A 12695-nucleotide genomic window follows, 5' to 3' on the forward strand; every position below is an offset into this window, starting at 1 on the left:
TGCGACGTCCGCCCCTCAGATCTGCAGATCGCAGGCACGCTAGCCAGCAGGGCTCTCCGAACCCTCGACCCGGGCGGCCCGCTCACCAACAGCTTGGGCTAAGAAGCGAGCTAATGCTGCTTGCCGCGAATCACGATCGAGTGCGTAGGCAGTTTGCTTGAATTTCACTCCGTCGAGAAGTCCCTGAATGTAGCCCGAAATCGTATCGGCGGCCATGACGAGCGCGGTGTCGAGTGTATGGATGTACTTGCTGGTGACAGAACCCTTCGAATGACCAACCAGCGCTGCGATCGTAACCTCGGTGAAGCCGAGGTCGTTCGCGATGCTAGCAAAACTGTGACGCAGCACGTGAGGCGTGAAATTTGAAAGCGACGATTTGCTGAACAACTGTTCCCAGTGATTCGGGAAGCTGCCGAATGCGTTATCGTCTCTGTACCCCGGGAAAACGTAAGAGCCGACTTTCTTCCGTTTTCGGGCGTCCATGAATTCCACCACAGGAAGCCCAATCGGTCGGATTGAGGCACCCTCCTTGCTGTCCGCTAGACGCAGACAGCTCGACTCGGTATCCACTTCCGACCACCTCAGGCCGATGATTTCACTGCGACGGCAGCCGGTCAGCGCTATCTGGCGAATGATGTCGACCGTTATGGCGTACTTTTCGTCCTTTGCTGCTTCCTCCAGCATCTCGCCCAGCGTCCGGTACTCGGCCTCCGTAAGCCGACGATTGCGGACATTGTCCTTCGGCTTGCGAATGCCGTGGGCTGGATTGTGCTCGATGATCCCAGCCTCGACCGCGTAGGTGAGAATGCCCCCGAGGAGACCGACGGTTCGCGTTGCCGTGCCGACGCCGCCACGTACATTGGCCCTGCCACGAAGCTTCTTGGTCTTGACGCTGGCACGGGTCTTCCCGGCCATGATGTCCTTCAGGACCTTGTTGACGTCTGCTTTGACGAGATCCTTGACGCGTCGCGTGCCAATCAACGGAATGATGTGGCGATTGATGCGTCCAGTGTCCGTCACCAACGTTGTCGACTTCTTCGGGCGTCCGCCCTTGCCTAGAATAAGGCCCGCTTCGAAGTCTTTGAGGTAGAGTTCGCAGAGCTCCTTGACCGTGACCGCCTTGTGGTCGAGCTGCCGCTCCTCGGCCGGGTTGTCGCCTTGTGCCACCCGCCCCAACTGGATCTTGGCTTCCTTACGAGCAAGCTCCGGCGTCCAAACGCCGTGAACACCGATACTGTAGCGGCGAGAGCGGCCGGCTGAACGGTATTGAATCAGGTAGCTGCGCTTGCCCGATTTGAAGACGCGCAGACCAAAGCCAGGCAGATCGTCATCCCAGATGACGTAGTCCTTGTCTTGCGGTTCGGCGCCATCGACAACGCGTTTACTGAGCTTAGGCACGGATTTTCTCTCCTCCGAAGCCCGTCTCCCGCGTAAGCACCACGTAAGCACTTGGAGGAAAACCGGGGCGTATCGCAGGATAGAGCCGGCGGACGCTCATTCGAGATTTACTAATGGTTAGAGTAGGATATCGTAGCATTGGATGTCCTGGCGTTTCCTTGCGCAGGACAACTTAAAATACTCCGAAGGCAAAGGTCACACGTTCGAATCGTGTCGGGTGCGCCAGTCCTGGCTTGGTCCCGTGACGCGGTTGGACAGCCTGCTGGCTTTTGCCTCGCCTGCGCATCGGTCCGCAGCGCATTCTCTCCCGGCCCTGCTCAATATCCCCGGCGAGCATTCTGATCGTCGCGTGCCATTATCGCAGCAGCCCTAGCTAGCTGGTCCAATCGGGTTGCTGGTATGAGGACGACCTCGCCGAAGCGGTGCGTTCCTATTTTCCGGTTACGCACAACGTTGCCGATGGCGCGGGTGGCGCTCCGCTTGCCGGGCTTTTGCAAGAGCGCGCCCGCTTGGCCGGAAAGAAGGTCGGGGTGATTTTGTCGGGCGGCAATATCGACGCGTCGGGATCGTGTCCCATTGCGTGGTGTAGCTAGCGGTGGGGCAGCGCGTTCGCCGGGGAGAGCTGGGCAGGTCAGCTGGCGATCGCCGGAAGGCTGACGGTGGGATCATCGCTCAACGGCGCGATTGTTTCCAGTGTCATGTAGCGGGCGCGCTGGACGGCCCATTCATCGTTTTGCTCAAGCAGGATCGCGCTGATGAGGCGGACGATGGCGTCTTCATTGGGGAAGATGCCGACAACCTCGGTCCGGCGCTTCATCTCGCCGTTGAGGCGCTCGATCGGATTGGTCGAGTGCAGCTTGGTCCGGTGCTGCGGTGGGAACGTCATATAGGCCAGCACATCGGTCTCGACCTCGTCGAGGAAGCAGCAAGCTTAGGCAGTTTGGGGCGGAGTTGATCGGCGACCTTCCGCCACTGCGCTTGTGCAGCCCCGGCATCGTCCTGGGCAAAGGCGGTGGCGATGAAGGCGGAGACCACGCGCCGGCCGCTCTTGCCGGCATGCGCCAGCGCGTTGCGCATGAAGTGCACGCAGCACCGCTGCCAGCTGGCGTTGAGCACCTTGGCGACGGTGGCCTTGATACCTTCATGGGCGTCGGACACGACCAGCTTGACACCGCGCAGGCCGCGGCGGGCGAGCTTGCGCAGGAAAGCGGTCCAGAACGTCTCGGCTTCAAAGGGACCGATGTCCATCCCGAGCACCTCGCGTCGGCCATCGCTATTGACGCCGACCGCAACAATCACCGCGATCGACACGATGCGCCCGTTCTGACGCACCTTCACGTAGGTGGCGTCGATCCACAGATACGGCCAGTCGCCTTCGATCGGACGGGCGAGGAACGCCTTCACCTTGTCGTCGATCTCCGCGCAGAGCCGGCTCACTTGGCTCTTCGAAATACCGGTCATGCCCATGGCCTGCACCAGATCGTCCACCGAACGGGTCGAGACGCCCTGCACATAGGCTTCCCGAACCACGGCGGTGAGCGCCTTCTCGGCCATCCGGCGCGGCTCCAGGAAGCCGGGGAAGTAGGAGCCCTTGCGCAGCTTGGGGATGCGAAGCTCGACCGTGCCGGCACGAGTCTCCCAGGTCTGGTCGCGATAGCCGTTGCGCTGGGCCAGGCGCTCGGGGGTCTTATCCACGAGCGTGCGCAGGTTCATCATTTCGTCGGTCATCGGTGGTTCCTCGGTTGCGTTGGCGTGTCGCAACCCGATCCTACCGGAGAACTGCCGGTGACCACCGCAAAGCCGCCCGCCCGCTACGGCGCTATCGGAGGCGCGCGTCCGAGCGGCTTTGCTCTACCGAGCTACACCACCACCGGGGACACGACCACGCGCCCCAGCCCATCGCTCAATCGCCGGGTGGTCAAATATGGCATAATGGTCAATCAAACTGCACTTTAGTGAGGCTTACATCTGCGGATTGTTCGCGGCGCCTAACGCCGGTCTCGGCCAGGGCGCCGGCGTCCTGCGAGACGCTCAGCACCCTGCCGTAGACAAGGCCGTAATGGGTGAAGTTGAAGGTGTCGATCTTTATCTCGGCCGCCTCGCCGAAATTGACGAAGCCGAAGTCCCAATGAGATCATGGCTGCGGAATAGCCGTGCGTCTCATGGAGCGTGTACCTGTCGGCGAGGAGGACGGCTTGGCGCTGGCTGGCTCATGATCGCTCCGTGGAATTACTGGCTGGCCCCGCAGAGAGCTCCACTTCAACGTCCCATTAAGCATGAAGCGCTTAGGTCGTTGGGCTGAAAGAAGTGCGCGCGCCTCGGACAACACCGTTGGCTCGCGGAGTGACATGAGTCGAAGCGGCATATGGCGAAGCCTGTCAGCTCCCTTCTATGTGCCGCAGCCAGTATCGGGGCGCTGATGTACTCCTCGTCCGCGCTATCCCAGATCGCAGCTCCCAGTCAGGTGACTCCGCCGAGCCTGCGACCTCAATTCCCGGCGGGCGAGCAGCCGTTGCGACTACCGGGGCCGCTGGAAACGGCCGTGCCGCCCGGCAACGCAGCCATGGCCGTCGTGGTCGGCGAGGCGCAGCTCGATGGCGCGTTTCCCGAGCTTCGCACGCTCACCGACCCCCTGATCGCTCGCGTCAAGGGCCAACGTGTCAGCGTTGCCCAGATCTATGCGCTCGCGACCAACCTCGAAGGCCTCTATTCGCGCGCCGGCTATCCGCTGGTGCGGGTCAGCGTGCCGCCGCAACAGCTGGTCGACGGCGGGACACTTCGCCTTGTTGTCATCGACGGCTTCATCGAAGCGATCGACGTCAATACGCTTCCTGAGCGCGTGCGAAACGTGGTCGCCGGCCGGACCAACTTGCTGCTGGGGCGGCCGCATCTCACGACCGAACAAATCGAGCGTGCGCTGCTGATCGCGGGCGACGTTCCCGGCTTGAGGCTGCGCAGCACCCTGGTGCGCGGCACGCGCGAAGGCGGGGTACGGCTCGTGCTCGAGGGCGAGCATCGGCTGATCTCGGGCTCGGCCGGAGCCGACGATCGCCTGTCGCGTTCGCTCGGCACTTGGCAGCTGCGCGGCACGCTGGCGCTCAACAGCGCGCTCGGCGCTGGCGAGCAGATCTACGGCACGGCCGGACTCAGCACGGATTTGCGTGCGGCCTCGGCAGGCGACGCGCCGGTCTCGCTCTACGGCGGCGGGGCCGTCGTGCCGATCGGAGCGGACGGCATCACGGTCAATCCGGAATACACGCATTCGCGGACGGTCACGAAGCAGACGCCCGGCGCCCCCGCTTCGCTCGGCAGCTTCGACCGGTTCGCGCTACGCCTGCGCGGGCCGATCGGGCTGTCGCGAAAGGCGTCGCTCTACGCCAACCTCGCCGTCGAGGATGTCGAGCAGCAGATCTCGGCGCCGGATTTCGGGGTGGCGCTCAGCCACGATCATTACCGCGTGCTTCGCGGCGGCATCGACTACGCCACGACGTTGCCGTCGCAGGCAGGGCTGCAGCTCGGAGCGCAGCTCTCGAAGGGGCTCGGCGGACGCAATGCCGAGGACGCGATCACCTCGCGCGTGCCGTTGTCGCGGATCGGCGCGACGCCCGACTTCGTCAAGCTTGCGGCCACCGCGCGCCTGTCGCAACCTTTGCCCGCCGGCTTCCGCTTCGATGTCATCGGCACCAGCCAGATCACCGGCGGCAAGGCCATGCTGCGCTCCGAGCAGCTGTCGCTCGACGGAAGCGACGCGCTGTCTGCCTTCGCGTCCGGCACGTTGAATGCCGATGAGGGCTTCACCTTGCGCGGAGAGCTGGCCTACCCGTTCGTGTTCAATGCGTTCGGCACGGGGGCCGCCGCATCGCCCTATCTGTTTGCAGCCGGCGGCCGGGGCTGGATCGCGAGTCCCTCGGCCGTCGAACAAGCCGCCCTCAACGCGGGAGCCGTGGGGACCGGCGTCCGCAGCAGCGTCAGCATTCCCGGCAGCTCCGCCGATGCGAGCCTTGCAGTCGAGATCGCGCGCGGCTTCACCGACGTCAGCGGCGTGCGGCAGGGCTGGCGGGCCAATGTCCTGGGCACGGTGAGCTTCTGATGCGCGCGTTCGACCACGCACGAAACGCGCGAGCGGCGAGCGGATGGCGCAGACGCGCTGCCCTCTTGCTCGGCTGCACCTCTCTGCTCGCCATATCATCGCGCGCGCTGGCGCAAGCCGGTCTGCCGCAGGGCGGCAGCGTCGTGTCAGGTCAGGCCACGATCGGCGCGCCGGCGGGCAATACCCTCACGATCAACCAGACATCCTCCAGGGCGATCGTCGACTGGAACAGCTTCTCTGTCAGTGCCGGAAACAGCGTCAACTTCGTCCAGCCGAACTCGAGCGCAGCCATCCTCAACCGGGTCACGGGGACGACGACCTCGACCATTGCCGGCCAGGTCAGCGCAAACGGGCAGGTGTTCCTGGTCAATCCCAACGGCATCGCGATCACGCCAACTGGGTCGGTGCAGGTTGGCGGCGGCTTCGTGGCCTCGACGCTCGACATCGGCAATGCCGATTTCAACGCCGGCCGCCTGATCTTCGCCGGCAAGGGCGCTTCGGCCGCCGTCAGCAATGCCGGCGCGATTTCCGGCGCGAGCGGTGCATTTGTCGGGCTGATCGGCGGGACCGTGTCCAACAGCGGCACGATCACCGTGCCGCTCGGCCGCGTCGGGCTCGGCGCCGGAGAGGCGATCACGCTCAATCCGACAGGCGACGGCTTCCTGCAGGTCGCGCTTCCCACCAAGTCCACCACCGCCGATGGCAAGGCGATCATCGACATCGCCGGCAGGATCAAGGCGGCGGGCGGCGCGATCGAGATCAAGGCGGCGGCGGCCCAGCAGGCCGTGCGCGACGTGGTCAACGTGTCCGGCGTGCTCAGCGCCCGCTCGCTGTCGGGCCGCTCCGGCCGCATCGTGCTCGGCGGCGGAAGCGGCGCGGTGACCATATCAGGACGGCTTGCGGCCAATGGCGGCCGCAGCAATGCCGGCGGCACCATCGTGGTGACCGGGAAGAAGGTTGCGCTGACCGCGACCGCGAAGGTGAGCGCCGACGGCAGGAGCGGCGGCAAGGTGCTGATCGGCGGCGATATGCGCGGCGGCCGGGATCCGTCCGCGAAGCTGGTCGCCGATGACGTGCCGACGGCCGAGACCACTTCGGTCGCGCAGGGCGCGACCATCTCGGCGAAAGGCAGTGCCGGCGATGGCGGCAAGGTCGTGCTGTGGTCGGAGCAGACGACCGACTTCCGCGGCAGCGTCGTTGCGACCGGCGCTGATGGCGGCAATGGCGGCGGCGCCGAGGTCTCGAGCCACGGCCTGCTGGACTTCCGCGGCAGTGTCGACCTGACCGCCACGGGCGGCAAGACCGGCACGCTGCTGCTCGACCCCTATGACGTGACCATCTCGACCGCGGCCGATAGCAACATGTCGAGCAGCGGCAACACCTACTCGCCGACCGGCAACAGCTCGGTGCTGTCGGTCGCCACGCTGCAAGGCGCGCTGGCGACGGCAAATGTCACCGTCGACACCGGAAGCGGCGGGTCACAGAGCGGCGACATCACCGTGGCGAACGCAGTGACCTGGGCCAGCGGCCACTCGCTGACGTTGAACGCCGCGCGTGACGTCAACGTCAATGCGGGCATCAGCACCAGCGGCGGCGGGACATTCTCGGTGTCGGCCGGCCGCGACGTGAATGTCAGCAGCAGCATCACGGCCACCGGCGGAGCCCTCAACGTCAATCTGGCTGCGTCCGGAAGCTCGGGCTCGCTCGTTATCAACGGCGCAACCATCGACACGAATGGCGGCGCGCTGACCGGGTCCGCAGTTCAGGCGGGGAGCAACGCGGCTGTCTGGCTGGCCAATAGCACCCTCAACGTCGGCGCTCTGACGCTCACGGGCACCTCGGCCTCCGGCAACGGGGTCGTATTCGCCGGATCGAACGCCATCACCAACACCGGCGGCGGCGCGTTGAGCATCAGCGGAAGCAGCCCCACATTGCCGGCATTCGTGCTGCAGGCCGGTGCGAGTCTGGATACCGCCGGCGCAGTCAGCATCACCGGAACGTCGAACAGCAGTGTCGGCGTCTATCTGCTGGGCAACAACACCATCACCGATCATTCCGGCGGTCTGACCCTGAGCGGGACGACGTCATCCAACGTCGGATTCTGGATCAACAGTGGCAACAACACCTTCACCAACTCTGGTGGCGGCACGCTCGCGCTGAACGGCACGGTCACGACCTCATCCGGATCCCAGGGCATCGCATTTAACTCAGGCGTGGGCCTGACCACGTCGGGCACGGTCACGCTCACCGGCACATCGATCACCTCCAACGGTGTCGAATTCCAAGGCTCGAACCTCGTCACCGACACTGCCGGAAACCTTACCGTCAGCGGAGCCAGTACCACCGGCATCGGCGTCTTCTTTACCGCCACACCAACAACGCTGACCAATTCCGGGACGGGAGCTATTTCGATCTCAGGCAGTTCGGCTGCGGGCGCGGGAGGGGGATTTGGCGCGGCCATCAATTCCGACCTGACGACGTCGGGCAACATCTCGATCTCCGGCACCGACACCGGCACCTCCTACGGCCTGTACCTGAACGGCTCCGCGATCACCAGCAACTCGGGCAATCTCACGCTGAGCGGCTCCTCGACGGGTTCGAATGGCGTCTGGGATCAGGGCAACGGCACCTTGGCGCTGACCAACGCGGGGACCGGCACATTCCAGCTGATCGGCAGCACACCCAGCGCCAGTCGTGGCATCCGCTTCAATACCGGCAGCAATCTGACCACCCTGGGCTCCGTCTCACTGAACGGGTCGTCGGGAAGCGGTGAAGGCCTGTCGTTCAAAGGCAGCAACATCGTCACGATTCTGAACGGCACGCCGAGCTTTGCAGGCAGCTCGACCTCCGGCAGCGGCGTCTTCTTCCAGGGCGCCACGACCATCGATAACCAGGGGACCGGCACGGCGACGTTCTCGGGCACGTCAAACAGCGGCTTTGGCGTGAACTTCACCGGGACGAACACTGTGTCCGGCAACGTATCGTTCGCGGGCATCTCGACGGCGAGCGACGGCGTCAGCTTTGGATCAGCCTCGAGCCTCGCCGTAACGGGCGGGAACGTCGCCGTCAGCGGCATCTCCACCGCCACGAGCGGGTCGGGCTCGACGGTCGGCACTTACTTCTCCGGTGCGACGGTCAGTAACTCGGGCAGCGGATCGCTGACCATCACTGGAACCTCCAACGACACGGGGCCGACGAACAGCGGGAGCGCCGGCGTGCTCTTTGCCGGCACCGACGCCATCAGCAATTCCGGCGCTGGCACGCTGGCCATTTCGGGATTCAATCCGTCCGGCTACGGACTCCAGTTCCGGAATTTCTCTGCTGTAACTACATCTGGCACCATGTCGCTGGCTGGAACGTCGAGCACGGGTTATGGCGTGTTGGCATCGCTCGCCAGCTTCACCGCAACGGGAAGTGTGACGCTGACCGGCACCTCGAACAGCAATGTCGGCATGGTCGCCAACGGAGGCAACACGCTGACCGCGACGAGCGGCGCTTTGATCCTGCAAGGCACTTCGGTGTCCGCTGATGGCCTGCAACTGCGCGGGACGCTCGCCACCAGCGGCTCGGGGCTTGTGTCGATCAGCGGAACGAGTAGCGGCGGAAGCGGCATCGCGGTCAACGCCAATGTGACCTCCTCCGGCACCACGTCGATCTCAGGCAGCTCGACCAGCGGCAACGGCATCTATTTGCGGGGCAGCACCACGATCGACAATCTGAGCGGAACCGCCGTGACGTTCGCCGGCACGAGCACCAGCGGGGCCGGAGTGACGATCGATCAAGGCAGCACGCTCACGACCTCAGGCGACCTGCAGCTGAGGGGGACGAGCAGCACCGCATCCGGCCTCGTCGCCAGCGGTAGCAACGCCATTACGGCCAACTCGGGCGCGGTCACCCTTGTAGGCAGCACCTCGTCCGCCTCGGCTGTCGGAATCGACACGTCTGCAGCCGGGGTTGCGATCACCAACAACGGCACCGGCACCCTCATCCTCGACGGTCGCGGCGGCGACCGGCTCGGCGCCACGATCACCTCAGGTGCGGCGCCGGTGGTGATCAGTGACACTGGTGCGGTGAGCCAGATCGGCGGCGCCATCGCTGCTACGGCGCTGCGGCTGTCGGGCGGAACGAGCTACGTGCTTGGCGCCAACAACACTGTCGGCACGCTTGCCGCCAGCGGCATCGGCGCGCTCACCTTCAACAACGCACAGAGTTTGACCATCGGTGCGGTACAGGGGATCAGCGGAATCAGCGCCAGCGCCAACGCGACGATCCTCTCGGCCGGCGACCTGACGATCGCAAGCGGCAGCGCGGTGGTCGCCGCAAGCCCGGTCCTATCGGCAGCTCGTGCGTTCATCAACAATGCCGGCAGCGGCGCGGTGAGCGCGACGTCCGGCCGCTGGCTGATCTATTCGGCCGCACCCGGCGCCGACAGTTTCGGCGGATTGGACAGCGGCAATCCGGCGATCTGGAACGCGACCTACCAGTCGGTGCCGCCGGGGAGCGTGAGTGCGCCGGGCAATCGTTACCTGTTTGCGGCTGCCGCGCCCGGGACGGCCGGGAATGGCTCATCGTCCGCGAACACGGATCTCATTCCGGCCCCATCGACGCCCGCTCTGATTCCCCCCTCGCCGTCCTCCACGCCCGATTCCGGCGTCTTGAACGGCTTTGGAGCCGCAGCTGAGTCAGTGAACAATGGAAGGACCAGCGGCGGTGCTGGACGTGGCCATGGCGGCTTGGGCGGTGCGGCCTCTGCCTCGAGCGCATCCCAGGGTTCGGCAGGCCAAGGCCCTGCAGCCGGCCCGGCAAAGTCCGCAGCCGAGCATGCCGCTGCGGCTCCGCCGGCCGTCGCACCCGTGCCGCCGCCGAGCCAACCCGCCCAAGCTGCCCCCGAGCCACCGATCTTATCCGCGCCGCCCACCACGATCGCGCCTGCGCCAGCCCGAAGCATGGTCGATCTTGCGCTGTCGCGCCTCAATCGCGAAGCGCTCGCGACCACCATTGCCGAGGAAATTTCGCGTGTGGCCCGCTCCGCCGCGAGGTCATTGAGGGCCGCCGAATTCACCTTTGCGGCCGCAAGCTCGGTCCTGACCGTCGGCTTCATCGCTTGGCTGCTGCGCGGCGGGACGCTGCTCGCCGCGTTCCTGGCCTCGGTCCCGCTGTGGCGCGGCTTCGATCCTTTGATGGTGGTGCTGCGGCCGCGGAGGACGGAAAGGACCCGCGCCACATCCGAGGTTGATGCGATGTTCGAGGGCGGCCAGGGAGCCGGTCGATCGCTCGCGGACGTCACGCGATGAAGCGATGGCTGTCCCCCAAACTCCAGCTCAGCCTCGGTCTGGTATCCTTGACCGTCAGCCTAATTCTCGTCGCCGCCTCGCTTGGCTTGCTGCCAAACGAGGAGAGAGCCGAGCTGGAGCAGCGCGGCGTCACCGCAACCGCGCTGGCGGTGCAACTCGCCGTCCTCGCCAGCCGCAATGACACGGCCGCGATCAAGGACACGATCGACGTCGTGGTCAGCCGCAGCCCAGCCATCCTCTCCATTGCCATCCGCGACGCGCATGGCAATATCCTCGCCGGATCCGATCGCCACCTGACCCACTGGCGCGAGCTGCCCGACGGCAAGTCGACCGCGACGCATATCCAGGTGCCGCTGTTCAATGATGACACGCCTGCCGGTCGGATCGAGATCGCCTTCAGGCCGCTCACCAGCGGAGCGAACCCGCTCGATCTGGGGCCGGCCCTGTTCGCGTTCGTGGGATTCATGGCGGTTACGGGCTTTGCCGGCTTCTACCTGGTGCTTGGCCGCGCGCTGCGCGAGCTCGATCCGAGTCGCACGATTCCGAAGCGGATCGAGGCGGCGTTCGATACCCTCGCTGAGGGCGTGCTGATCATTGACGACGACGAGCGCGTGCTGCTCGCAAACCGGGCCTTCAAACACAACGTTCTGACCGGTGGCGAACTTGAGCTCGGCTCTCCGGCCAGCGGATTGCCGTGGCTTTCGTCGGTGGCGGCTCCGGTTGCGCCAAGCGATCTGCCGTGGCGCGTCGCCCTGGAACATGAGCATCCGGTGCTCGGCGCGGAGCTGAGCATTCGCGATGCCGGCGGCGGCATGCACCGGCTCGTCGTCAACGCGACGCGCATCCTCGACGGCAGCGGGACGGCACGCGGCGCCATCGTCACGTTCACCGACGTGACGGCCTTGCATGAAACCAATATGCGGCTGAGCGCCTCGGTCGAGGAGCTGCGCAAGGCACAGCGGCATATCTCCGATCAGAATCTCGAGTTGCAATATCTTGCCTCGCGCGACCCCCTGACCGGCTGTCTCAACCGTCGCACCTTTTTCGAACAGGCGGAAGCACTGCTGACCGAAGCAATCCGCACTCGGCGTCCGTTTGTCTTCATGATGGTCGACGCCGACCACTTCAAGCGGATCAACGATCGGTTCGGCCATGCCTTCGGCGACAAGGTGCTGGTCGGGCTCTCCGACCAGTTGCAGACATTCTGCGGCGCGCCGCATCTGGTCGGCCGTTACGGCGGTGAAGAGTTTTGCGTCGCGCTGATCGGCCTGAGCAAGACCTCGGCCGAACACGTGGCCGAGCAGGTGAGACGGTCGGTGTCGAACGTCGGGACTTGGCTTCCGGGCAGCGAACGCGTGACCGTCAGCATCGGGCTCGCGCCTCTCGACGATCCGCGCGACAAGCTCCTCGATCTGGTCAACCGCGCAGACAAGGCGCTTTACGCAGCCAAGACGGCGGGCCGAAATCGCGTGGTCGTGGAACGCACTAAGGATGCGGCGCCCACGTCGACCGTTGCGAGAGCGGCTTCCCGGGCCGGTTGGCGCTGTGATCCCTAACGAACGACGCAGGCGGTCGGCCTTAGATGCCCTACCGTATCGGGGCGGACGCCGTCGCAGCGCTCGGCCAGCGGGCTCGCCGGGCGACGGAATGCCAGCAATGGCTGATGCGCAAGTCCTCGCGATCGCCGGTTCGTAGGTCGTGGGCGATGCTGCGCTCATCGGTGCCCTTGATGGTGGTGACGCTCGGCGAAACGCCGACACAGCGGGTCGGCATGGTCAACACCTCAACGACCCGATTTGCGAGATCGTCGCTTGCAAGGTCGTCTTGGTTGTTGCACGACGAGCAGTGACCGATGATCGTTCAGATCAAAGCGCTGGTTCTCAAAGAGCTAGGCCCGTCATGGATTAGGACGT

Annotated in this window: 4 protein-coding genes and 1 pseudogene; 3 read left to right on the plus strand and 2 right to left on the minus strand. The window is 65.2% G+C overall.

Annotation, left to right across the window (positions count from 1 at the left end; translation table 11 throughout):
* Window positions 1-39 precede the first annotated feature (39 nt).
* Both ACQR03_RS13260 and ACQR03_RS13265 read right to left on the minus strand, forming a co-directional pair.
* A complete protein-coding gene (locus tag ACQR03_RS13260; RefSeq protein ID WP_315715088.1) occupies window positions 40-1398 on the minus strand; it encodes a tyrosine-type recombinase/integrase in 1359 nt (452 codons plus the stop codon).
* A gap of 631 nt (window positions 1399-2029) precedes the next feature.
* Window positions 2030-3126 (minus strand): annotated as a pseudogene (locus tag ACQR03_RS13265) (IS256 family transposase).
* An 814-nt stretch (window positions 3127-3940) separates the two neighbouring features.
* Here ACQR03_RS13265 and ACQR03_RS13270 point away from each other — a divergent pair.
* Genes ACQR03_RS13270 through ACQR03_RS13280 form a run of 3 tightly spaced genes read left to right on the plus strand, consistent with a single transcriptional unit; the run spans window position 3941 to window position 12338 of the window.
* Window positions 3941-5488, plus strand: a complete 1548-nt coding sequence (locus ACQR03_RS13270) for a ShlB/FhaC/HecB family hemolysin secretion/activation protein (RefSeq protein ID WP_316166307.1) — start codon at window positions 3941-3943, stop codon at window positions 5486-5488.
* Window positions 5488-10782, plus strand: a complete 5295-nt coding sequence (locus ACQR03_RS13275) for a filamentous hemagglutinin N-terminal domain-containing protein (RefSeq protein WP_434841459.1) — start codon at window positions 5488-5490, stop codon at window positions 10780-10782. Before ACQR03_RS13270 ends, ACQR03_RS13275 begins: the two co-directional genes overlap by 1 nt.
* The gene (locus ACQR03_RS13280) at window positions 10779-12338 is read left to right on the plus strand and encodes a sensor domain-containing diguanylate cyclase (protein WP_316173593.1); all 1560 of its coding nucleotides are present in this window, start codon (window positions 10779-10781) and stop codon (window positions 12336-12338) included. Before ACQR03_RS13275 ends, ACQR03_RS13280 begins: the two co-directional genes overlap by 4 nt.
* Window positions 12339-12695 lie beyond the last annotated feature (357 nt).

This window comes from Bradyrhizobium sp. HKCCYLS3070 (assembly GCF_051167575.1).
Taxonomy (GTDB): domain Bacteria; phylum Pseudomonadota; class Alphaproteobacteria; order Rhizobiales; family Xanthobacteraceae; genus Bradyrhizobium.